The sequence below is a fragment of the Pseudomonas sp. NPDC007930 genome (genome assembly GCF_042958985.1).
Classification (GTDB): domain Bacteria; phylum Pseudomonadota; class Gammaproteobacteria; order Pseudomonadales; family Pseudomonadaceae; genus Aquipseudomonas.
The window spans coordinates 160,932-180,997 of record NZ_JBIBKC010000001.1; the positions used below are offsets into that span (position 1 = coordinate 160,932).

Sequence of the window (20,066 nt, forward strand, 5' to 3'; positions counted from 1 at the left end):
CCCTCCCCGCCTTCACCTATAAAAGCACCCAAGGGAATATTAGTTTCCCCATAGGTATTTTTATTCACCCCCCAACACCCCGTTCACCCCTGAATACCACCGTGCCACCCTGCCCCTTCGCCCCCGAGGAGCCACCATGCAAGCCCGTGCCTACATCCTGAAAGTCAGTTGCCCCGCCACCTCCGGCATCGTCGCTGCCGTGACCTCCTACCTTGCCGAAAGCGCTTGCTACATCGGCGAAATGTCGCAGTTCGACGACGAAACCAACGGCACTTTCTTCATGCGCGCGGTGTTTCGCTTCAACGACGGCCAACCCGGGGACCTGGCCCAGCTCAAGGCCGGCTTCGAGGATGTCGCGGTGCGTTTCAGCATGCACTGGGAGCTGTTCGACAACAGCCAACCGATGCGCGTGTTGCTGATGGTGAGCAAGTTCGACCATTGCCTGAGCGACCTGCTGTACCGGCATAACAAGGGCGAGATGGACATGACCATCACCGCGGTGGTGTCGAACCACCTCGACCTGCGGCCGATGGCCGAGCGCGAGGGCATTCGCTTCATCTACCTGCCGGTCACCGCCGAGACCAAGGCCAAGCAGGAGGCCGAACTGATGCGCATCGTCGAAGACACCCACACCGACCTGGTGGTGCTGGCGCGGTACATGCAAATTCTCTCCGATGAGCTGTGCCAGCAGCTCAGCGGCCGGGCGATCAACATCCACCATTCGTTCCTGCCCGGCTTCAAGGGCGCCAAGCCCTACCACCAGGCCTACACCCGCGGGGTGAAGCTGATCGGCGCCACGGCCCATTACGTGACCAGCGACCTCGACGAAGGCCCGATCATCGAGCAGGAAGTTCAGCGCGTCGACCACGCCTACCTGCCTGAAGACCTCGTCGCCGTAGGCCGCGACACCGAAACCGTGGCCCTGTCCAAGGCGGTGAAGTACCACCTGCAGCACCGGGTGTTCCTCAACCACGACCGCACGGTGATCTTCCGATGAGCGCCGCGTTGCTGATCGACGGCAAGGCCGCCGCCGCCCGCGCCCTGGCCGAGGTGAAAGCCGAGGTGGCCGCGCTCAAGGCCGCCGGCACCACGCCGTGCCTGGCGGTGATCCTGGTCGGTGAAGACCCAGCCAGTGACGTGTACGTGCGCAACAAGGTGCTGCGCGCCGGCGAGGCTGGCATTCGCTCGCTGGAACACCGGCTGCCGGCGAACACCGCCCAGGCCGAGTTGCTCGGGCTGATCCAGCGCCTCAATGCCAGCGCCGAGGTGCACGGCATCCTCCTGCAGTTGCCGCTGCCGGCCCACCTCGAAGAAGCCGCCGCGCTGCAGGCGATCAGCCCGCGCAAGGACGTCGACGGCTTCCATGCCGAGAACGTTGGCGGGCTGAGCCAGGGCCGCGCGGTGCTCACCCCTTGCACCCCCAGCGGCTGCATGCAGTTGCTGCGCGACACCCTGGGTGAACTGCGCGGCAAGCACGCGGTGGTGGTCGGGCGCTCGAACATCGTTGGCAAGCCGATGGCCGCGCTGCTGTTGCAGGCCGACTGCAGCGTGACCGTGCTGCACTCGCGCAGCCACAACGCCGCCGAGCTGTGCCGCCAGGCCGACATCGTCATCGCCGCCGTGGGCCGCCCACGTATGATCGGCGCCCATTGGCTGAAGCCCGGCGCGGTGGTGATCGACGTCGGCATCAACCGCGTCGAGGAACACGGCCGCAGCCGCCTGGTCGGCGACGTCGACCTCGACAGCGCGCTGGCCAAGGTCGCCGCCATCACCCCGGTACCCGGGGGCGTGGGGCCGATGACCATTGCCTACCTGATGAAAAACACCGTTACCGCCGCCCGCCAACTGGCGCGCTCACCGGAGGCCCCATGCCTTTCAACCTGCTGAAGTACGGCCTGGGTGCCGAGTACCCGGCCCACGCCGACCTGCCGCCGCCCAAAGACCTCAAGCCACGCTACGACGTGGTGATCATCGGTGGCGGCGGGCATGGCCTGGGCATCGCCTATTACCTGGCCAAGTACCACGGCATCAGCAACGTGGCGGTGCTGGAAAAAGGCTACCTGGGCGGCGGCAACACCGCGCGCAACACGGCGGTGATCCGCTCGAACTACCTCACCAGCGAAGGGGTGAAGTTCTACATCGAGTCGGTGAAGCTGTTCGAGAACCTGTCGAACGAGTTCGACTTCAACGTGATGTACTCCGAGCGCGGCCAGCTCACCCTGGCCCACACCGACGCCACCGTGCGCGCCTTCCGCCAGCGCGCCGAGGTGAACAAGCACTTCGGCGGCCGCACCGAGATGATCGACCGCCAGCAGATCCGCGAGCTGGTGCCCAGCCTGAACCTCGACCCCGGCCATTTACCGGTGCTGGCCGGCCTTTGGCACATGAGCGGCGGCACCGCCCGCCACGACGCTGTGGCCTGGGGCTACGCCAAGGAAGCGGCCAAGCGCGGGGTGGAAATCCACCCGTTGACCGAGGTACAAGACCTGGTGATCGAGAACGGCGCCATCACCGCGGTGAAAACCAACCGCGGCACGGTCCAGTGCGGCTGCGCGGTGCAGGCGATCGCCGGGGCGAGTTCGCTGATGCTGAAAAAAGCCGGCATCCGCGCGCCGATCCACACCTTCCCGTTGCAGGCGATGGTCACCCAGCCGTTCAAGCCGTTCCTCGACCCGCTGGTGAGCAGCTCGGCGCTGCACTGCTACGTGCAGCAAACCAGCCGTGGCGAGGTGGTGTTCGGCGGCGGCTCAGACCCTTACCCGCTGTACAACACCCGCTCCACCCTCGACCTCAAGGAAAGCCTGCTGGCCCACGCCATCGAAATGTTCCCGTTTCTGGCCAACGCCAAGTTGATGCGCCAGTGGGCCGGCATCACCGACATGACCCCCGACTACAGCCCGATCATGGGGCTGTCGCCGGTGAAGAACTACTACCTCGACGCCGGCTGGGGCACCTGGGGCTTCAAGGCCACGCCGATCGTCGGCAAGACCATGGCCGAGATGGTCGCCACCGGCAAAACCCCCGAGCTGATCGCGCCGTTCGCCCTGGAGCGCTTCTCGCGGTTTATCCAGGTCAACGAAATGGGCGCCACGGCCGCCAGCCATTGATGCGGAGCACACGATGAAAATCCTCACCTGCCCGCTCAACGGGCCACGCAACATCAGTGAATTCACCTACGGCGGCGAATTCAAGCGCATGCCCGACCCGGCCACCTGCAGCGACGCCGAGTGGGCCGACTACGTGTTCAATGCGGACAACGAAGCCGGCGTGGTCACCGAATGGTGGCTGCACACGCCGTCGAGTTATTGGTTCCTGGCCGAGCGCCACACCGTGACCGACCAGGTGCTGCGCACTTTCGACCCGCGTGAAGTGTTCACCCAGCGCATCGACTTCGCCGCTGCCCCGGAGGCCGCCCAATGAACCGCCTGCCCGCCCCGATGGGGCTGTTGATCGACCGCAGCAAACCCGTGCGCTTCAGCTTCGAGGGCCAGCCCTTCGAGGGCGTGGCGGGCGACACCCTCGCCAGCGCCCTCTACGCCAACGGCCAGCGGTTGCTCTCGCGCTCGTTCAAGTACCACCGCCCGCGCGGGGTATTGACCATGGCCGGGCAAGACGCCAACAGCCTGGTACAGCTGCCCCATGAGCCGAACGTGCTGGCCTGCACCCTGCCGCTGAGCGAAGGCCTGGCGGCCACCGCGCAGAACTGCAACGGTTCGCTGGAACACGATAAAGACGCCTACCTGGGCAGGTTCTCCAAGTTCATGCCGGTGGGCTTCTACTACCGCGCCTTCTACAAGCCCAAGGGCGCCTGGAAGCACTGGGAGCCGCTGATTCGTAAAAAGGCCGGGCTGGGCGTGCTCGACCTGGCGTTCACCCCGCAGTACTACGACAAAGCCTACCTGTTCACTGACCTGCTGGTGATCGGCGCCGGCCCCGCCGGCCTGCAAGCCGCGCTGACCGCCGCCGACGCCGGCGCGCAGGTGCTGCTGGTCGACGAAAACCCGCTTGCCGGCGGTGCCCTGGCCTATGCGCGGTTCAGCCTCGAGGCCCAGCAGGCCGCCGAGCTGCGCGCCGCCCTGGTGGCCAAGGTGCAGGCCCACGGCAACATCCGCCTGCTGCTCAGCGCCACCGCCAATGCCTGGTTCAGCGACAACTACGTGCCAGTGATCCAGGGCCAGCGCATGTACAAGGTGCGCGCGCGCCAGTGCATCGCCGCCTGTGGCGCGTTCGATCAACCCGTGGTGTTTCGCAACAACGACCTGCCCGGGGTGATGCTCACCAGCGCCGCCCAGCGGCTGATGCGCCTGTACGCGGTCAAGCCGGGCCAACGCGCGGTGGTGCTGACCGGCAACGACGATGGCTACCTGGCCGCGCTGGACCTGCACGAGCAAGGGGTGGAAGTGGCCGCGCTGATCGACATGCGCGCCCAGGCGAACGACCCTGCCCTGGCCCACGCGCTGGCCCAACAGGGCATCGCGGTAAAGTGCAACAGCACGGTGTACGAGGCCCTGCACGCCAAGGGCATGCGCCAGGTCAGCGGCGTAGACATACGCCGCATCGAAGGCCGCGGCGTGGTCGCCGCCAGCGGTGAAACCCTGGCCTGCGACCTGCTGTGCATGAGCGCCGGCTACATGCCGGTGTACCAGTTGCTGTGCCAGGCCGGCGCGCGGCTGGAGTACGACGACGCCAGCGCGGGCTTCAACGTGCGCGGGCTGCCGCCGATCCTGCGGATCGCCGGCTCGGTGAATGGCCGCTTCAGCCTCGCCAACGTGCTCGCCGACGGCCACAACGCCGCCCTCGACGCCCTCGCCGACCTCGGCCTGCGCAGCCCCTGGGCCGGCACCGCCTACCAGAGCGAAGCGCCGCTGAACACGCCGTGGCCGATCTTCCCCCACCCCAAGGGCAAGGACTTCGTCGACTTCGACGAAGATCTGCAAGTGCACGACATCATCAACGCCACCCGTTGCGGCTACCGCGACGTGCAACTGGTCAAGCGTTTTTCCACCGTTGGCATGGGCCCGTCGCAAGGCCGCCACTCGGCCCTGCCCACCGCGCGCCTGGTGGCCGCGGCCACCGGCCGCAGCGTCAGTGAAACCGGCGTGACCACCGCGCGGCCACCGTTCGCCCCGGAAAAACTCGCCCACGTGGCCGGCCGCGCCTTCGACCCATACCGGCAAACCGCGCTGCATTCCCGCCATGCCGCGCTGGGCGCGAAGTGGATGCCCGCGGGCAACTGGCAGCGCCCGGCCTACTACGGCGGCGCCGGCGAGCGCGAGGCCTGCATGCAGGCCGAGGCGTGGCACGTGCGCAACCAGGTGGGGCTGATCGACGTGTCCACCCTCGGCGGGCTCGACGTGCGCGGGCCGGACGCCGGCGAACTGCTCAACCGGATGTACACCTTCAACTTCAGCAAGCAGCCGGTCGGCCGTTCGCGCTACGCGCTGATGACCAACGAGCACGGCGTGGTGATCGACGACGGCGTGTGCGCGCGCTTCGGCGAGCAGCATTACTACGTGACCGCCACCACCAGCGGCGTCGACCGCCTCTACCAGCAGATGCTCAAGTGGAACGCGCAATGGCGCCTGAACGTCGACATCGCCAACGTCAGCGCCGCGCTGGCCGCGGTGAACCTCGCCGGGCCGCAAGCGCGCCAAGTGCTGGCGGCGCTGTGCGGCGACCTTGACCTGTCTGCCGAAGGCTTCCCCTACCTGGCGGTGCGCCAGGGCCGCGTGGCCGGGATCAAGGCGCGGCTGCTGCGGGTGGGCTTCGTCGGTGAGCTGGGCTATGAAATCCATGTGCCAGCGCGCCATGCCGGGGCCTTGTGGGATGCGCTCATGGAAGCGGGCAAGGCGTTTGGCATCCGCCCGTTCGGGGTCGAAACCCAACGCTTGCTACGGCTGGAAAAGGGCCACGTGATCATCAGCCAGGACACCGACGGCATGACCCACCCCGGCGAGATCGACATGAACTGGGCGATCAGCAAGGCCAAGCCGTTTTTCGTCGGCAAGCGCTCGGTGAGCATCCTCGCCGCGCAGCCGCTCAAGCGCAAACTGGTGGGGTTCACCCTGCCCAAGGGCAGCGAGCAACCGCTTGAGGGCCACCTGGTACTGGAGGGGCCAAACATCAGCGGCAACGTCACCTCGTGTGAATACTCCGGCACCCTCGGGCAGATCATCGGCCTGGCCTATGCCGGCGCCAGCCAGGCCAGCCCCGGGCAACAGATACCGATCCGCGTGGAAGGCGGCCGGGTGGTGCAGGCCACCGTGGTGCAACTGCCGTTCTTCGATGCCGCCAACCAACGCCAGGAGCTGTGACCATGACCCGCCTGACCGCCGAGCACTTCGTGCTCGACCTCACCGCCCGCCCGCGGGTGGGTTTTCGTGGCGCGCAAAGCGCGCTGTACCTTGAAGGCCACGGTTTCGAACTGCCTGGCGCGCCCAACCGTGCGCGCCGCCAGGCCGATGGCGGCTGGGCGTTGCAGCTCTCCAACACCGAGTATTTTCTACTCGGCGCCGGCGCCGACGATGGCCAGCGCCTGGCCGACCTCGAGGCCAGCTGGGAGCTCGACCACCAGGCCAACTACCTGCTGCCGCGCCACGACAGCCATGCCTGGCTGCAACTGCAAGGCCCGCGCATCGCCGAGGTGCTGGCCAAGCTCTGCGGGGTAGACCTGCGGCCCCAGGCCTTCGCCCCCGGCCAGGTGGCGCAAACCCAGGTGGCGCGGGTCACCGCGCTGGTGGCCAATACTGGCAGCGACGCCGCGCCGTGCTTCGAGCTGCTGTTCGACCGCTGCTCCCATGAGTACTTTCTCGGCGCGCTGCTCGATGCGCTGGGCGAATTCGGCGGCATTCTCGCGCCTGAGCAGCCATGAGCGAGGTGGACTACATCGTCCCGGCGCTGCAGCGCGGCCTGCGCGTGCTCGGCATGTTCGGCGCGCTCGAGCGCAGCCTCTCGGTGCAGGCCATCGCCGAGCGGCTGGGGGTGAGCGCGTCGGCGTGCTACCGGATCATCTTCACCCTGTGCGAGATGGGCTACTTGGAGAAAGACGGCCAACAGTACCGGCTGGGCGCCCAGGTGATCAGCGACGGCTTCAGCTACCTGGCCAGCCGGGATATCGTCGAAGTGGCCATGCCGTACCTGAACGGGCTGCGCGATCGTACGTCGCTGTCGTGCCACCTGAGCATCCGCGAGCACACCGACAGCCTGTACCTGTGCCGGGCGTTCGCCGCCCAGCGGTTGTCAGTGAACATCCCGATCGGCACGCGCATTCCCTGCCACTGCACGGCCATGGGCCGGGTGCTGCTCACCGCGCTGGAGCCCAGCGCGCTGGCCACGCTGTACCAGCACGTACGCCTCGACGACTACCCCGCCCCCGCGCCGCGCACCCTGCCTGAACTGCAGGAACTGATCGCCACCGACCGCGCCCGCGGCGTGGTGCTGCACCGCTCGGACTACTCCACCGCCATCGCCACCGCCGTCCGCGACCACCGCGGCCAGGTGGTCGCGGCGATCAACCTCTCCGGGCCAGACGCGGTGATGGACGGGCCCGGCGCGGGGGAGCGGTTCGAGGGGTTGCTGCTGGCGTGCAGTGGGTTGATCAGTGGGCAGTTGGGGTACAGGGCCCAAGGGATCAGCGTGTAAGCTCTGCTGACGCTGCGCATGGGCTTCAGGGCCCTTCGCCCGGCTCAGCCGGCCTCCCACGGGTTCTGTGTTGCCTCGTAAATCAAGGAACACACAAATCTGGTGGGAGGCCGTGGTCCGGCACTCCGGCTGTGCCGGGCGAAGGGCCGCTCAGCCATACACCAAGCGCTCGGCCATCTCCTGCGCGACCCGGGCCGGGGAGCGGTGTTGGGCCTGGGCTTGGGCGAAGATGCCGGTCAGGCGTTGGCCGATGCCTTGGAGGTAACGGGCCAATTGCCCGTCGGCCTCGCCGCTGTGGCTAAGCGCGGCGTGGATCAGCCCGCCGGCGTTGATCACGTAGTCTGGGGCATAGAGGATGCCGCGTTCTTCAAGCTGGTCGGCCACCGCCAGGTCACCCAACTGGCCATTGGCGCAGCCCGCCACCGCGGCGCAACGCAGTTGGCCTACCGACTGGTAATTGAGCATGGCGCCAAAGCCGCACGGGGCGAAAATGTCGCACGGGGTGCTGGCCATCCGCTCGGCGGCGACCGGGCGGGCGTCGAGTTGGTCCATGGCCAGTTGCACCCGGCCAGGGTCGACGTCGCTCACCAGCAGGTCGGCGCCGGCGCCGCGCAACAGGCTGGCAAGGGTGTAACCGATGTGCCCCAGGCCTTGCACGCCAACCCGCAGCCCTTCGAGATCGCTGCTGCCCAAGCGCGCCAGCGCCGCGGCGCGGATGCCGGCGAACACCCCTTCGGCGGTGGGCCGCGAGGTGTCGCCGGCGCCGGCGGTGCAGGTCACGTGGCGGGTGTGCAGGGCCACGCAGTCCATGTCGGCCGTCGAGGTGCCGCTGTCGATGGCGGCCACGTAGGTGCCGTTCAGGGTTTCAACGAAGCGCCCGAACGCCTCGAACAACGCCGCGCGGTTATCCACATAGGCGTTGCGCATGATCACCGCCTGCGCCCCGCCCACCGGCAGCCCGGCCAGCGCCGCCTTGAAGCTCATCACCTCGGCCAGGCGCACCGCCTCGGCCATGGCGCTGTCGTCGTCGGGGTAGTGCAGGTAGCGGCAACCGCCCAACGCCTGCGGGTGGCGCTCGCCATGGATGGCCACCACCGCCCGCAGGCCGGTGGCCGGGTCGACGATGACACGCAGGTGCTGCACACGGGTACTTTGCATAAGCGCGAACATCGGCCAGCCCCCGCAGTGGTGTGAAGGTAGTGGCAAACAGTATAGGCAGCGCCGGGCGTTTCGTTTCACCGGCTGGCCGGTGCTGGACTATCCGGCCGCGCAAGGTTAAAAATTAGCCTATGCGGGCCGCGCAGAGCCTGCCGGGGGAAACACCTATGAACCCACGTGATGCGTGCCTGGCGTGCCTGGCCCGAGAGCCCAGCGCCGTGTTCGAGGCGGCCTTGTGGATTGCAGCGGAGCACGAGCCGGCGTCACGCCCGGCGTGGGGGCTGGAGCAGGTCGAGCACCTGCACCTGAGCATCAGCGTCGGCCTGCCGATGCTGCCCCTGCGCGAGCTGGCCCAGCCACTGCTGCGCAGCCTCAACGACCACGGCTACCAACACGACGACTTCCACCCCCTGCGCCCGCAGGCGGCGATGATGGACCAGGTCCTGCAACGCAAACGCGGCCAGCCCCTGGTGCTGGGCATGCTCGCCCTCGAACTGGCGGGGCGCCTGGGCATACCGCTGGTGGGCGTGAACTTCCCTGGGCACTTTTTGCTGCGGGTACCGGGGGCCGACCACTTGCTCGACCCCTGCGGCGGCCGCCGGCTGTACCCCATCGATTGCCGCGAACTGCTCAGCCGGCTGTTCGGCGCCCAAGTGGCGCTGCGCGCCGAGCACATGGCGCCGGCCTCGCCGCTGCAGATGCTGCAACGGTTGTCCCGCAACCTGCGCCAGTTGCACACCCAGCACGACCAGCACATCGCCGCCCTGAAGGATGCCGAGCGGGTGCTGGCGCTGGGCCCTGGCAATGCCGCCGACTACGTGGCCCGCGCCACCCTCTACCAACGCCTGGAATGCCCACAAGCCGAGCGCTTCGACCTGGAGCGGGCACTGCTGCTGAGTGACGACCCGATCCAGCGCCTGCGCCTGACCGACCGTTTGCAGCAGTTGCCCCAGCCCAGCGGCGTGCTCCACTGAGGGGCGCGCGCACTGTTGCAGTGCGCGCAACAGTGAATGTCAATGGGATGCATTTATCTGCCGAGGCGGGTTGTCTATCCTGCGCGCACTCACTGGCTGCGGCCCTGGCTGAACTCCCCCTCAGGCAAGGCGGTAGCTGCTCCGAGGTGGGTATCCAATGGGCGTTGTGTGCTGCTCCGAAGCACGGCGCCTGGCTTGGGCCGCTGTGTGCGCAGCGGCTTTTTTTTGCCCGTTTGTTGCCGGCCTTAGAAAAATCGCTCCAGCAACGGCGCGGCGAACAGGTTCAACAACCCGGTCAGCACCATCACCAGCCCGGCCACGGTGCCTTCTTCACGGCCCACTTCCTGGGCACGGCTGACCCCAGCGCCATGGGCACCGACGCCAAACAGCGCACCGCGCGCCAGCGGGCTGCGCAGTGGCAGCAGGCGCAGCAGCACGCCGCCCAGCATCGCCCCGAACACCCCGGTGAACATCACGAACACGGCGGTCATTTCCGGCACGCCGCCCAGGTCATGGGCCAGCGGCATGGCGAACGGCGTGGTGATCGAACGCGGCACCAACGACAACGCCACGGATGAGTCCAACGCCAGCCAGCGCGCCAGCCACCAGGAACTGGCCATCGACGCCAGGCTGCCAGCGATCATCCCCAGCAACAGTGCCTGCCAGTGCTTGACCAACAGCGCCCGCTGCTGCCAGATCGGCACGGCGAAGGCGACCGTGACCGGGCCCAGTAGCAGCATCAACCAGTGGGTGTTGGCGGCGTATTCGGCGTAATGGGTGTGCAGCGGCGCGGCAATCAACAGCAGCAGCGCCGGCACCAGAATCAACGGCGACAGCACATAGATGCGCGTGCGCCGGTACAGCCAGCGGCTGCCCACGTACAACAGCAGGGTCAGCGCCAGCCAGAACAGCGGCATCGGCTCAAGCGTCACGGCGCACCCCCCAGCGGAACACCGCGTCTACCGTCAGCGCGGTGACCAGCATCACCACCAGGGTGCTGGTGCAGATCACCAGCAGAATACGCAGCCCCTCCTGGCGCACCAACGCGCCGTAGTCGAGCAGGCTCATCAGCGCCGGGATAAAAAACAGCAGCATCTCGGCCATCAACAACCCGGCGCCCAGTTGCAGGTGCGCCGGTTTCAGGCCGTTGAGGGCAAACACCACCAGCAGCAGCGCCAGGCCTACCACCCCACCGGGGATCGGCCAGCCGCAGGCACTGGCCAGCCAGGTGCCCAGCGCGTACAGCGCAAACAGCACGAACATTTCAGCGCCGGCCCTGGCGTAGCGATTCAAAGCGGTCACAGCGTTCACCTCTTACAAGCTGTGGGCAGTCTACAAACGCCGGTGCCATCCCCGAAGCGAATTGTTAGACTAGGTTTGATTCCGCAATGGAATATTCATGCCATGGAACTCAAACAGCTACGCAGTTTTCTCGAGGTGGTGCGCCGGGGCGGGTTTACCCAGGCCGCGGCAACCCTGCACATCAGCCAATCGGCGGTGAGCAAACAGGTGGCGCAACTGGAACAAAGCCTGGGCGTGACCCTGCTTGACCGCCACGGCTCGCAGTTGCACCTCACCGCCGCCGGGCATGCGGTCAAGCAGCGCGCCGAGCAAATGCTGCGCCTGCGCGATGACCTGCTGAACGAGCTGGACGACCTGCAACTGCTGGCCCGCGGCGAGCTGCGCCTGGGCCTGCCGATGATCGGCGGCAACGAGCTGTTCGCCAGCCTGTTCGCCGACTACCGCCAGCGCTATCCAAACGTCAACATCCAGCTCAGCGAGGGCGGCACCCGGGCAATGGAACAGGCCATTCTCGACGGCGAGATCGAGCTGGGCGGCAGCCTGACCCCCACCGACCCGCAATTCGACTACCAGCCCTTTTGCGACGAGCCGCTCGACGCCCTGCTGCCGGCCGACCACCCCTTGGCCGGCAACCAGCAGGTGAACCTCGGGGAGCTGGCGAACACGCCGTTCCTGATGTACCAGCGCAGCTTTTTGCTCAACGACCGCCTGCTGCAGGCGTGCCGGCGCTACGGCTTCGTGCCGCGCGAAGGCGGGCGCAGCGGCCAGGCGGATTTCCTCGTGGCGTTGGTGGCGGCGGGCCAAGGGGTGGTGTTGCTGCCCAGCGTGGTGGCGCGGGCGCTGGTGCGCCCGGGGGTGATCCGCCTGAAACTGGCGGAGCCGGCCAACCTGCGCTGGGACATCGTGTTCATCTGGCGCCGCGGCGCCTACCTGTCGCACGCCGCCCAGGCCTGGCTGGCGCTGCTGCGCGAGCGCCCGGCCAGGTTAGCGCCCTAGCCCTGCTTGAGGGCCTCGGCGAAAGCGTCGACCCACGGCTCGGCGTCGGTTTCCGGGGTGACCGTTTCGCAGGCGTCGAGGCGCAACATCGGCACGATCTGGCGCACGCCCAGTTCGTCGAACAGCTCGCTGATCAACGCGCCACCGCCGCAGAACGAATCGTCGTAGCTCGAATCGCCCAGGCCGATCACCGCGCCCGGCAGGCCGCGCAGGGCTGCCGGCAATTGCGCGCGCAATTCGCTGTACAGCGGGATCAAGTCATCGGGCAGCTCGCCCAGGCCGGTGGTGGAGGTCACCGCCAGCAACGCTTCGGGCTGGGCCGCAAGCAGCTCGGCCAGGCCCGTGCGGTTGAAGTACTGGCACTGCAGGCCCGCCTGGTTCAGGCGCGCCACGGCATGGCGGGCGACTTCTTCGGCGGCGCCGTACACCGTGCCGGAAAATACCACGAGTTTCATAAGTGCGATCCTGGGCAGTTCTGAGCGGCAAATGGTAACAGCTCGCACCGGCCGATGCCCGCCGGCCGGCGATTGCAGTATCATGGCCAAGCCCGCCCGCCACCTTCGGAGCCCAATCGCCATGATCAACGCCACGCTGCTGCAAAAGGTCGTCGGCGCCTCCAACGATGGCATCTGCGTCACCGAGCAGGAGGGCAGCGACTGCATCCTGATCTACGTGAACCCGGCGTTCGAGGAGATGACCGGCTACAGCGCCAGCGACGCCCTCTACCAGGATTGCCGCTTCCTGCAGAACGGCGACAGCCACGACGCCGCCGCCCGCGCGGAGATCCGCGCCGCACTTGCCGCGGGCAAGCCGTGCCGGCAGGTGCTGCGCAATTACCGCAAGGACGGCACGTTGTTCTGGAATGAGCTGTCGATCACCCCGGTCTACCATGAAGGGGACCAACGCACGTATCACATCGGCATACAAAAAGACGTGACCCCCCAGGTACAGGCGCTGCAGCGGGTCGCCGAGCTGGAGGCAGAGCTGGCCCTAGCACGGCAACAGCTGGCATGCTTGAAAAACGATCAACGGTAACGACAGCGGTACGCCATTGTTGTCATAGTTAACAGTGTCGCGCTCGCGACCCGTACCTGACCCGAGCACCCTATGCAACCCGATGCGATCCTTACCCAGGACGAGCTGGAATTCATCCAGACGATGCACCGTACCCAGCCGAGCGTGCGCGATAACACCTCGAACCTGGTGGTCAACGGCGGCAGCCAGATCAAAGACCTGCTCACCCGCTTGATGGCCAACGAGCAGGTGACCATCCAGGCGCAGTTCCAGAACCAGCAACTGAGCTTCCCGCTGCAATTGGTCGAAGACGAATTCCACGCCCAGCACGTCAAGCTCGGCGCCCCCACCATCTACGAAGACGGCCCTATGCTGCGGCCTTGGCGCCTGGCGCTGGCGCACCCGGTGGCGCTGGAAGACGACCGCGGGCGCATGACCGACCTGCTGGTGGTGGAAATTTCCTTCAACGGCCTGCTGGTGCGCATGCGCAACAACACCCGCGCGCCCAAGCACTTCGCCCTGTGGTTCAACCCCGAAGGCTATGCGCCGGTGTCGCTGCGCGGCGCCCAGGAGCGCAAGACCGCCGATGGCCTGGTGGCCTACCGGCTGACCCTGTGCAACCCGCTGGAAACCGAACGGTTGCGCTACTACATGCTTCAGCAGCACCGCCTGAGCCACCCGGAGCTGCACGCGGGCTAACCCCCGTCAGGTGTCCAGCGCCCCCGCCAGAAACAACCCCAAACGCTGCTGCGCGTGCTCGCCACTGGCGCCCAGGCAGGCGATCGGGGTACCCGCCATCTGCTCGGCGACCAACTCACTGGTCGCACCGGCCAGCAGCAGCGGGCACGGCAGCCCCAAGGCCAACTTCAGCAGGCGCTTGGGCAAGTCCGCCGCCGGCGGCCCGTTGCCGAACAGCACCAGCGCCTGCGGCTGCACCACTTCGCAGACCATCGCGAGTTCATGCAACGGCTGGCCGATGGCAAGTACCCGCACCTGGCGGTCGTGGCCGCCCAGCAACAGCGCCGCCACCAGCAGTTCCAGCTCCAGGCATTGTTCCGGCAACGCCACCACCAGCACGCAAGCACCCTCGCCGCGCAGCCGCTGCAAGCGCTGCAGCACGCGGCTACGGAGAAACTGGTCGAGCATCAGCCATTCGCTGGCGCGCTCCAGGCGCTCGCGGGCCTGGTGCAGTTGCTGCCACACCGGCAGCAGGATGTTCTGAAAGGCCACGGCCAGCGGGTAGGTGGAGAACACCTGGCCGTACACGCTCTCCAGCGCGGCGTCATCGAAACGCGCCACCACCTGGCGCAGTTGCCGGCGCCAGCCGAGGTGGTCGTCGTCGAGGGCTTCGTCCTGTGCCGAGTGCTGCGCCGTGCGCGCCAGCACCGCGCCGACCTTGCTCACCGCCACGCCGCGGTCGAGCCAACCGAGGATGGCGCGGATCTCGTCGATGTTCTGCTGGGAGTACAAGCGGTGCCCGCTTTCGGTGCGCACCGGGCGCACCAGCCCATAACGGCGCTCCCAGGCACGCAGGGTGACCGGGTTCACCCCGGTTACCCTGGCCACCTCGCGGATCGGAAACAGCCGCTGTGCCGCCAGCGAGCCAGAAGGCGCGGCCAGGCTGGGCAAATCGCTCATGCTCAAGAAAACCAAGAAGTTGCTGTTGGATCACAGTGTAACGCCAGTTTGCCGCAAGCACGGCGTTTACACCGCCCAACGGGTAACACTGGACGCCGCGCACTTTTTAGGAATAATCCTTGCAGCTTTTTCAGGCGCATGGCCAACACCCCGGCCCTGCCCTTTCGCCAGCCCTTACCCAGGTGCTGCGCCAACGCACGGAGATACACGATGTCTACGCCCCCCGTTACCATGCTGGTCGCGCGCCGCGCCGCCAAAGGCCGCTACCCCGAGCTACTCGCCTGGCTGCACGAAGGTGAGCGCCTGGCCACTGACTTCCCCGGTTACCTGGGCTCCGGCGTACTGGCGCCGCCCGAAGGTGACGACGAATTCCACATGATCTTCCGCTTCGCCTGCGCGCACACCCTGCATGCCTGGGAGCACTCGGCGTCGCGCCAGGCCTGGCTCAGCCGCGGCGATGGGCTGTTTGCCGCGCCTTCCGAACAACGCGCCCAGGGCCTGGCCGGCTGGTTCGGCAACCCGGGGCAACCGCGCCCGCCGCGCTGGAAGCAATCGGTCGCGGTGTGGCTGGCGTTTTTTCCGGTGTCGTTGCTGTTCAACTTCCTGTTCGGCGGCTGGCTGGGCGAATTCGGCCTGCTGCCACGGGTGCTGATGAGCACCCTGGTGCTTACGCCGATCATGGTCTGTGGGTTCATTCCGCTGTCTACCCGGCTGCTGGCCAATTGGCTGAACGCCCCGGCGCGGCCGAAGCCGGCGCCCCACGCACTGCCCCAGGGTCGCTGAAGCGGCCCACCGGTGGTATAAGTTGGCCTTTGCCATCACGCCACCAGCGAGCCCATGACCGCGAAGCACCCCATTCTGATCACCGGCGCGGCCCAGCGGGTCGGCCTGCACTGCGCGCTGCAACTGCTCGCCGCCGGCCAGCCGGTGATCGCCAGCTACCGCAGCCAGCGCCCAGGCCTGGCCGCGTTGCGCGAGGCCGGGGCGGTGCTGCTGCCGGCGGATTTTTCCAGCGCCGCCGGCGTAGAGGCGTTCATCGTGGCGCTGAAGGGCGTAACCCCGCACCTGCGCGCGATCGTGCACAACGCCTCGAGCTGGCTACCCGACGGCCCCGGCGAGCCCGCCGAGGTGCTGCAGCAGATGCTCGCCGTGCACGTGCAGGCGCCCTACCTGATCAACCTCGCCTGCGAGCCGATGCTGCGCCATGGCGGCGCAGCTGATATCATCCACCTCAGTGACGACGTGACCCGCAAGGGCAGCGCCAAGCACATCGCCTATTGCGCGAGCAAGGCGGCGCTCGAAAGCCTGACGTTGTCGTTCGCCGCGCGCCTGGCGCCGGCGATCCGGGTGAACACCATCGCCCCGGCGATGGTCATGTTCAACGAGCACGACGACGCCGCTTACCGCGAGCGTACACTGGCCAAGGCCGCGCTCGGCATCGAGCCCGGCGCCGAGGTGGTGTACCAGAGCCTGCGTTACCTGCTCAGCACCCCGTACGTCACCGGTACCACGCTGGCCGTCAATGGCGGGCGGCACCTGAAATAACCCCGGCAGTGGAGCAACCCCATGGCAAGACTTGAGCCAGGCTTGGCGCGCATCCGGGTCAAGGACCTGCGCGTGCGCACCTACATCGGCATCAACCAGGATGAAATCGTCAACAAGCAGGATGTGTTGATCAACCTGACCATCTGCTACCCCGCCCAGGAGGCGGTGCGCGACAACGACATCGACCATGCGTTGAACTACCGCACCATCACCAAGGCGGTGATCGCCCATGTCGAAGACAACCGTTTCGCCCTGCTCGAGCGCCTGACCCAGGAGCTGCTTGACCTGGTGATGCGCCACCAGAGCGTGACCTACGCCGAAGTCGAAGTCGACAAGCCCCATGCGCTGCGCTTCGCCGAGTCGGTTTCGATTACCCTGGCCGCCAGCCGGCCGGCCCCGGAGGCCTAGCATGAACGACGCCCAACGCACCGAACTGGAAGCCGCCGCCTACCGCCGGTTGGTGGCACACCTGCAACAACGCACCGACGTACAGAACATCGACTTGATGAACCTGGCAGGTTTCTGCCGCAACTGCCTGTCCAAATGGTACAAGGCCGCCGCCGACGAACGTGGCATCGAGCTGAGCCTCGACGCCGCGCGCGAAGGGGTTTACGGCATGCCCTACGACCAATGGAAGGCCCAACACCAGAAAGAAGCGAGCGCCGAGCAACAGGCCGCGTTCGCCAAGGGAACCCCGCATGCCTGATTTGAACAGCTTCCGCGCCAGCCTCGAAACCGGCGAAAACGCCTTCGCCGACACCCTGGCGTTCGTTGCCGAGCATTACGACTACACCCCCACCGCCTTCAGCAACGGCCCGGTCAGCAGCAGCGCCGGGCAGAACGAAGGCTCGTGCAAAACCCTGGCGCTGGCCAAGCTCGAAGGCTTGAGCAGCACTGAGGCGCTGTTGGCGTTTGGCGAACACTACCGCTCGGTGAAAGCCACGCCCGAGGGCAGCGACCACGGCAATATCCGCGCGCTGATCGCCCATGGGCTGGAAGGGGTGAGCTTTGAAGGTGAGGCACTCAAGCGCAAGGCTTGAGTGGGGGGCATCGCCCGGCACGGCCGGGCGAAGGGCCCTGAGCCTTACTCGAAGGTAGCGTTCTGCAACCCGTCGAGATAACGCTCTACGTCCAGCGCGGCCATGCAGCCGGCGCCGGCGGAGGTGATTGCCTGGCGGTACACGTGGTCAGCCACGTCGCCGGCGGCGAACACACCTTCCACGCTGGTGGCGGTGGCGTTGCCTTCACGGCCGCCCTTGACCACCATGTAGCCGTCTTTCAGTTCCAGTTGGCCTTCGAACAGCGCGGTGTTCGGGGTGTGGCCAATGGCGATGAACACGCCGTCGACCTTCAGCTCGCCCGGGGAACCGTCGTTGTTGAGCAGGCGCGCGCCGGTTACGCCCATGGCGTCACCCACCACTTCCTCGACCACGGCATTGAGCTTGAGCTCGATCTTGCCTTCGGCCACACGGCTGTGCAGCTTGTCGATGAGGATTTTCTCGGCGCGGAAGGTCTCGCGGCGGTGCACCAGGGTGACCTTGCGCGCGATGTTGGCCAGGTACAGCGCCTCTTCCACGGCGGTATTGCCGCCACCGACCACGGCGACGTCCTTGTTGCGATAGAAGAACCCGTCGCAGGTGGCGCAGGCCGACACGCCCTTGCCCATGAAGGTTTCTTCCGACGGCAGGCCCAGGTAGCGGGCGCTGGCGCCGGTGGCGATGATCAGCGCGTCGCAGGTGTAGGTACCGCTGTCGCCGGTCAGGGTGAACGGCTTGGCGGCCAGGTCTACCGCGTTGATGTGGTCGAAGACGATTTCGGTTTCAAAGCGCTCGGCATGCTTTTGCATGCGCTCCATCAGCGCCGGGCCGGTCAGGCCTTCGACGTCACCGGGCCAGTTGTCGACTTCGGTGGTGGTGGTCAGTTGGCCGCCAGCCTGCAGGCCGGTGATCAGCAGCGGCTTGAGGTTGGCGCGGGCAGCGTACACCGCGGCGCTGTAGCCGGCAGGGCCGGAACCGAGAATGATCACCCGCGAATGGCGAACGTCAGACATTTGATACTCCTTCGAACCGCGGGCCCCAGGGCCCGGGCGCATGGCCGGTTGGCCGGCTGAATAAAACGGGTTGCCGAGCGTCTTGGGGAAGGCCGGATCAACAACCCTGAAACAGGGCCACGCCGCGCGGCGTGGCGGTTGTGCTTACAGCGAGCTGGCGTTCTCGGCCAGGTAGTCGGCCACGCCCTGGGCGTTGGCCTTCATGCCTTTCTGGCCCGGGCGCCAGCCGGCGGGGCAGACTTCACCGTGCTCTTCGGTGAATTGCAGGGCTTCGACCAGGCGGACCATTTCGTCGACTTCACGGCCCAGCGGCAGGTTGTTGACCACCTGCGCCTGCACCACGCCCTTCTGGTCGATCAGGAACGAGGCCCGCAGGGCCACGCCGTCTCCGTGCTCAACGCCATAGGCGCGCACGATCTCGTGTTTCACGTCGGCGACCATGGTGAACTCGACTTCGCCGATGCCGCCCTTCTCGACCGGGGTGGTGCGCCAGGCGAAGTGGGTGAACTGCGAGTCGATCGACACGCCGACCACCTCGACGCCCAGCTCGCGGAAGCGCGCCATGCGGTTGTTGTGGGCGATGATTTCCGACGGGCAGACGAAAGTGAAGTCCAGCGGCCAGAAGAACAGCACCACGTACTTGCCCTGCAGCGAGGACAGCTTGAAGCTGTCGACCAGGGTGCCGTTGCCCAGTACCGCCGGGGCGTTGAAATCAGGTGCTTGCTTATTGACCAGTACGCTCATGAGAGCCTCCAGAATAGGTGGATGACCAAGGGTTGGAAGTGATGAATGGGCAAAGCTTAGCGAGCTGCCGCGAATTAGGGAAATGTACATTGGCAATCCCTTCCATAGGTTGCGCCAATGCCGCTTCGTTGTAACCACGTGTAAACCCGCTTCCTGAAGCGCCGGCCAGGCGGTAGGGTGGGCACTGTTTCCCTTGACGGAGCCTAGCATGCCCTCCCCCCGCGTCCTTTCCGGCCCAGGCTACCTGCGCGAAGGCCTGAGCCTGATCGCCCGCCCTGAACTGCGCGCGTTCGTGATCCTGCCGCTGGCGATCAACCTGGTGCTGTTTTGCGCGCTGGTGTACTTCGCCGGGCACGAATTCAGCGCTTGGCTCGACCACCTGATGCCCACCCTGCCGAGCTGGCTGAGCTTTCTCAACTGGCTGCTGTGGCCGCTGTTCGTGCTGTTGCTGCTGCTGATGGTGTTCTTCACCTTCACCATGGTCGCCAACATCATCGCCGCGCCGTTCAACGGGTTTCTCGCCGAAAAGGTCGAGGTGCTGGTCACCGGCAAGGACGATTTCCCCGCCTTCAGCTGGGGCGAGCTGGTGGCGATGGTGCCGCGCACGATGAACCGCGAAATGCGCAAGCTCGGCTATTACCTGCCGCGCGCCCTGGGGCTGCTGGTGCTGTCGCTGATCCCGGGCGTGAACGTGATCGCCGCGCCGCTGTGGTTGCTGTTCGGGGTGTGGATGATGGCCATCCAGTACATCGACTACCCCGCCGACAACCACCAGATGAGCTGGCAAGACATGCTCGCCTGGCTGCGGCAAAAGCGCATGGCCTGCCTGAGCTTTGGTGGCATCGTCTACCTGGTGCTGTTGGTACCGCTGCTCAACTTGCTGATGATGCCCGCCGCGGTGGCCGGGGCCACGCTGTTCTGGGTGCGCGAGCGGGGGCAAGGCTGAAAAGTCCTAAATAGTTAGGGCATGGCCGCGCCCGCTTCGGGGCTCAATAGCCCGGCGC

At 66.8% G+C, this 20,066-nt stretch carries 24 protein-coding genes; 17 read left to right on the plus strand and 7 right to left on the minus strand.

The features are described 5' to 3' along the window. The first annotated feature begins 136 nt into the window (after positions 1 to 136). From purU to ACFZCE_RS00760, 7 genes are read left to right on the plus strand one after another with little or no spacing between them, the layout of a single operon-like run. A complete protein-coding gene (gene purU / locus ACFZCE_RS00730) occupies positions 137 to 997 on the plus strand; it encodes a formyltetrahydrofolate deformylase (RefSeq protein ID WP_390935148.1) in 861 nt (286 codons plus the stop codon). Next, a complete protein-coding gene (folD, locus tag ACFZCE_RS00735; RefSeq protein WP_390935150.1) occupies positions 994 to 1,887 on the plus strand; it encodes a bifunctional methylenetetrahydrofolate dehydrogenase/methenyltetrahydrofolate cyclohydrolase FolD in 894 nt (297 codons plus the stop codon). Before purU ends, folD begins: the two co-directional genes overlap by 4 nt. Next, a complete protein-coding gene (locus ACFZCE_RS00740; protein WP_390935152.1) occupies positions 1,869 to 3,107 on the plus strand; it encodes an FAD-dependent oxidoreductase in 1,239 nt (412 codons plus the stop codon). The genes folD and ACFZCE_RS00740 overlap by 19 nt, the downstream gene beginning before the upstream one ends. A gap of 13 nt (positions 3,108 to 3,120) precedes the next feature. After that, positions 3,121 to 3,420, plus strand: a complete 300-nt coding sequence (locus ACFZCE_RS00745; protein ID WP_390935154.1) for a sarcosine oxidase subunit delta — start codon at positions 3,121 to 3,123, stop codon at positions 3,418 to 3,420. Further along, the gene (locus ACFZCE_RS00750; protein ID WP_390935155.1) at positions 3,417 to 6,314 is read left to right on the plus strand and encodes a 2Fe-2S iron-sulfur cluster-binding protein; all 2,898 of its coding nucleotides are present in this window, start codon (positions 3,417 to 3,419) and stop codon (positions 6,312 to 6,314) included. Before ACFZCE_RS00745 ends, ACFZCE_RS00750 begins: the two co-directional genes overlap by 4 nt. A 2-nt stretch (positions 6,315 to 6,316) precedes the next feature. Beyond that, a complete protein-coding gene (locus ACFZCE_RS00755) occupies positions 6,317 to 6,871 on the plus strand; it encodes a sarcosine oxidase subunit gamma (protein ID WP_390935157.1) in 555 nt (184 codons plus the stop codon). After that, entirely contained in the window at positions 6,868 to 7,641 is a 774-nt protein-coding gene (locus ACFZCE_RS00760; protein ID WP_390935159.1) for an IclR family transcriptional regulator C-terminal domain-containing protein, read from the plus strand. The genes ACFZCE_RS00755 and ACFZCE_RS00760 overlap by 4 nt, the downstream gene beginning before the upstream one ends. Positions 7,642 to 7,791: 150 nt before the next feature. Here ACFZCE_RS00760 and ACFZCE_RS00765 read toward each other — a convergent pair whose 3' ends face one another. Then, the gene (locus tag ACFZCE_RS00765; RefSeq protein ID WP_390935161.1) at positions 7,792 to 8,811 is read right to left on the minus strand and encodes a Glu/Leu/Phe/Val dehydrogenase dimerization domain-containing protein; all 1,020 of its coding nucleotides are present in this window, start codon (positions 8,809 to 8,811) and stop codon (positions 7,792 to 7,794) included. A 155-nt stretch (positions 8,812 to 8,966) separates the two neighbouring features. Here ACFZCE_RS00765 and ACFZCE_RS00770 point away from each other — a divergent pair, with 155 nt between their 5' ends. Then, complete coding sequence (locus tag ACFZCE_RS00770) at positions 8,967 to 9,773, plus strand: tetratricopeptide repeat protein (RefSeq protein WP_390935163.1); 807 nt, start codon at positions 8,967 to 8,969, stop codon at positions 9,771 to 9,773. Between the two features lie 245 nt (positions 9,774 to 10,018). Here ACFZCE_RS00770 and ACFZCE_RS00775 read toward each other — a convergent pair whose 3' ends face one another. Continuing rightward, complete coding sequence (locus ACFZCE_RS00775; RefSeq protein WP_390935165.1) at positions 10,019 to 10,705, minus strand: LrgB family protein; 687 nt, start codon at positions 10,703 to 10,705, stop codon at positions 10,019 to 10,021. Then, a complete protein-coding gene (locus ACFZCE_RS00780) occupies positions 10,695 to 11,036 on the minus strand; it encodes a CidA/LrgA family protein (RefSeq protein ID WP_390936421.1) in 342 nt (113 codons plus the stop codon). The genes ACFZCE_RS00775 and ACFZCE_RS00780 overlap by 11 nt, the downstream gene beginning before the upstream one ends. A gap of 141 nt (positions 11,037 to 11,177) precedes the next feature. On the opposite strand from ACFZCE_RS00780, the gene ACFZCE_RS00785 reads away from it, so the two are divergent. Then, positions 11,178 to 12,071, plus strand: a complete 894-nt coding sequence (locus tag ACFZCE_RS00785; RefSeq protein WP_390935167.1) for a LysR substrate-binding domain-containing protein — start codon at positions 11,178 to 11,180, stop codon at positions 12,069 to 12,071. Here ACFZCE_RS00785 and ACFZCE_RS00790 read toward each other — a convergent pair. Continuing rightward, positions 12,068 to 12,526: a flavodoxin gene (locus ACFZCE_RS00790; RefSeq protein ID WP_390935169.1), complete on the minus strand. Its 459-nt coding sequence runs from the start codon at positions 12,524 to 12,526 to the stop codon at positions 12,068 to 12,070. The two genes, ACFZCE_RS00785 and ACFZCE_RS00790, sit on opposite strands and share 4 nt — an antisense overlap. 121 nt (positions 12,527 to 12,647) lie before the next feature. Here ACFZCE_RS00790 and ACFZCE_RS00795 point away from each other — a divergent pair, with 121 nt between their 5' ends. Beyond that, positions 12,648 to 13,106, plus strand: a complete 459-nt coding sequence (locus ACFZCE_RS00795) for a PAS domain-containing protein (protein ID WP_390935171.1) — start codon at positions 12,648 to 12,650, stop codon at positions 13,104 to 13,106. 72 nt (positions 13,107 to 13,178) lie between these two features. Next, the gene (locus ACFZCE_RS00800; RefSeq protein ID WP_390935173.1) at positions 13,179 to 13,784 is read left to right on the plus strand and encodes a hypothetical protein; all 606 of its coding nucleotides are present in this window, start codon (positions 13,179 to 13,181) and stop codon (positions 13,782 to 13,784) included. Positions 13,785 to 13,790: 6 nt separating this feature from the next. Here the strand turns inward: ACFZCE_RS00800 and ACFZCE_RS00805 are convergent, their stop codons facing one another. Next, positions 13,791 to 14,723, minus strand: coding sequence for a MerR family transcriptional regulator (locus ACFZCE_RS00805; RefSeq protein WP_390935175.1), 933 nt, complete (start codon positions 14,721 to 14,723; stop codon positions 13,791 to 13,793). Positions 14,724 to 14,933: 210 nt separating this feature from the next. On the opposite strand from ACFZCE_RS00805, the gene ACFZCE_RS00810 reads away from it, so the two are divergent. The 5 genes from ACFZCE_RS00810 to ACFZCE_RS00830 are packed head-to-tail and all read left to right on the plus strand — an operon-like array spanning position 14,934 to position 17,308. After that, complete coding sequence (locus ACFZCE_RS00810; protein ID WP_390935177.1) at positions 14,934 to 15,506, plus strand: antibiotic biosynthesis monooxygenase; 573 nt, start codon at positions 14,934 to 14,936, stop codon at positions 15,504 to 15,506. 54 nt (positions 15,507 to 15,560) lie between these two features. Beyond that, complete coding sequence (gene folM / locus ACFZCE_RS00815; protein WP_390935179.1) at positions 15,561 to 16,268, plus strand: dihydromonapterin reductase; 708 nt, start codon at positions 15,561 to 15,563, stop codon at positions 16,266 to 16,268. A gap of 21 nt (positions 16,269 to 16,289) precedes the next feature. After that, positions 16,290 to 16,676 (plus strand): dihydroneopterin triphosphate 2'-epimerase, encoded by a 387-nt coding sequence (gene folX, locus ACFZCE_RS00820; protein WP_390935181.1) that lies wholly within the window; start codon positions 16,290 to 16,292, stop codon positions 16,674 to 16,676. Between the two features lies 1 nt (position 16,677). Further along, complete coding sequence (locus tag ACFZCE_RS00825) at positions 16,678 to 16,974, plus strand: DUF1244 domain-containing protein (protein ID WP_390935183.1); 297 nt, start codon at positions 16,678 to 16,680, stop codon at positions 16,972 to 16,974. Further along, the gene (locus ACFZCE_RS00830; RefSeq protein ID WP_390935185.1) at positions 16,967 to 17,308 is read left to right on the plus strand and encodes a HopJ type III effector protein; all 342 of its coding nucleotides are present in this window, start codon (positions 16,967 to 16,969) and stop codon (positions 17,306 to 17,308) included. The genes ACFZCE_RS00825 and ACFZCE_RS00830 overlap by 8 nt, the downstream gene beginning before the upstream one ends. Before the next feature lie 44 nt (positions 17,309 to 17,352). Here the strand turns inward: ACFZCE_RS00830 and trxB are convergent, their stop codons facing one another. Beyond that, positions 17,353 to 18,318, minus strand: a complete 966-nt coding sequence (gene trxB, locus ACFZCE_RS00835) for a thioredoxin-disulfide reductase (RefSeq protein WP_390935187.1) — start codon at positions 18,316 to 18,318, stop codon at positions 17,353 to 17,355. A 144-nt stretch (positions 18,319 to 18,462) separates the two neighbouring features. Then, positions 18,463 to 19,062, minus strand: a complete 600-nt coding sequence (locus tag ACFZCE_RS00840; protein ID WP_390935189.1) for a redoxin domain-containing protein — start codon at positions 19,060 to 19,062, stop codon at positions 18,463 to 18,465. Positions 19,063 to 19,270: 208 nt separating this feature from the next. Between ACFZCE_RS00840 and cysZ the strand changes: the two genes are divergently transcribed. Then, positions 19,271 to 20,008, plus strand: coding sequence for a sulfate transporter CysZ (gene cysZ, locus ACFZCE_RS00845; RefSeq protein WP_390935191.1), 738 nt, complete (start codon positions 19,271 to 19,273; stop codon positions 20,006 to 20,008). Positions 20,009 to 20,066 lie beyond the last annotated feature (58 nt).

Bases quoted from the DNA above. Each gene is read 5' to 3' on its own strand.
- purU (WP_390935148.1), top strand. From the start codon at position 137: ATGCAAGCCCGTGCCTACATCCTGAAAGTCAGTTGCCCCGCCACCTCC.
- folD (WP_390935150.1), top strand. From the start codon at position 994: ATGAGCGCCGCGTTGCTGATCGACGGCAAGGCCGCCGCCGCCCGCGCC.
- ACFZCE_RS00740 (WP_390935152.1), top strand. From the start codon at position 1,869: ATGCCTTTCAACCTGCTGAAGTACGGCCTGGGTGCCGAGTACCCGGCC.
- ACFZCE_RS00745 (WP_390935154.1), top strand. From the start codon at position 3,121: ATGAAAATCCTCACCTGCCCGCTCAACGGGCCACGCAACATCAGTGAA.
- ACFZCE_RS00750 (WP_390935155.1), top strand. From the start codon at position 3,417: ATGAACCGCCTGCCCGCCCCGATGGGGCTGTTGATCGACCGCAGCAAA.
- ACFZCE_RS00755 (WP_390935157.1), top strand. From the start codon at position 6,317: ATGACCCGCCTGACCGCCGAGCACTTCGTGCTCGACCTCACCGCCCGC.
- ACFZCE_RS00760 (WP_390935159.1), top strand. From the start codon at position 6,868: ATGAGCGAGGTGGACTACATCGTCCCGGCGCTGCAGCGCGGCCTGCGC.
- ACFZCE_RS00765 (WP_390935161.1), bottom strand. From the start codon at position 8,811: ATGTTCGCGCTTATGCAAAGTACCCGTGTGCAGCACCTGCGTGTCATC.
- ACFZCE_RS00770 (WP_390935163.1), top strand. From the start codon at position 8,967: ATGAACCCACGTGATGCGTGCCTGGCGTGCCTGGCCCGAGAGCCCAGC.
- ACFZCE_RS00780 (WP_390936421.1), bottom strand. From the start codon at position 11,036: ATGTTCGTGCTGTTTGCGCTGTACGCGCTGGGCACCTGGCTGGCCAGT.
- ACFZCE_RS00785 (WP_390935167.1), top strand. From the start codon at position 11,178: ATGGAACTCAAACAGCTACGCAGTTTTCTCGAGGTGGTGCGCCGGGGC.
- ACFZCE_RS00790 (WP_390935169.1), bottom strand. From the start codon at position 12,526: ATGAAACTCGTGGTATTTTCCGGCACGGTGTACGGCGCCGCCGAAGAA.
- ACFZCE_RS00795 (WP_390935171.1), top strand. From the start codon at position 12,648: ATGATCAACGCCACGCTGCTGCAAAAGGTCGTCGGCGCCTCCAACGAT.
- ACFZCE_RS00800 (WP_390935173.1), top strand. From the start codon at position 13,179: ATGCAACCCGATGCGATCCTTACCCAGGACGAGCTGGAATTCATCCAG.
- ACFZCE_RS00805 (WP_390935175.1), bottom strand. From the start codon at position 14,723: ATGAGCGATTTGCCCAGCCTGGCCGCGCCTTCTGGCTCGCTGGCGGCA.
- ACFZCE_RS00810 (WP_390935177.1), top strand. From the start codon at position 14,934: ATGTCTACGCCCCCCGTTACCATGCTGGTCGCGCGCCGCGCCGCCAAA.
- folM (WP_390935179.1), top strand. From the start codon at position 15,561: ATGACCGCGAAGCACCCCATTCTGATCACCGGCGCGGCCCAGCGGGTC.
- folX (WP_390935181.1), top strand. From the start codon at position 16,290: ATGGCAAGACTTGAGCCAGGCTTGGCGCGCATCCGGGTCAAGGACCTG.
- ACFZCE_RS00825 (WP_390935183.1), top strand. From the start codon at position 16,678: ATGAACGACGCCCAACGCACCGAACTGGAAGCCGCCGCCTACCGCCGG.
- ACFZCE_RS00830 (WP_390935185.1), top strand. From the start codon at position 16,967: ATGCCTGATTTGAACAGCTTCCGCGCCAGCCTCGAAACCGGCGAAAAC.
- trxB (WP_390935187.1), bottom strand. From the start codon at position 18,318: ATGTCTGACGTTCGCCATTCGCGGGTGATCATTCTCGGTTCCGGCCCT.
- ACFZCE_RS00840 (WP_390935189.1), bottom strand. From the start codon at position 19,062: ATGAGCGTACTGGTCAATAAGCAAGCACCTGATTTCAACGCCCCGGCG.
- cysZ (WP_390935191.1), top strand. From the start codon at position 19,271: ATGCCCTCCCCCCGCGTCCTTTCCGGCCCAGGCTACCTGCGCGAAGGC.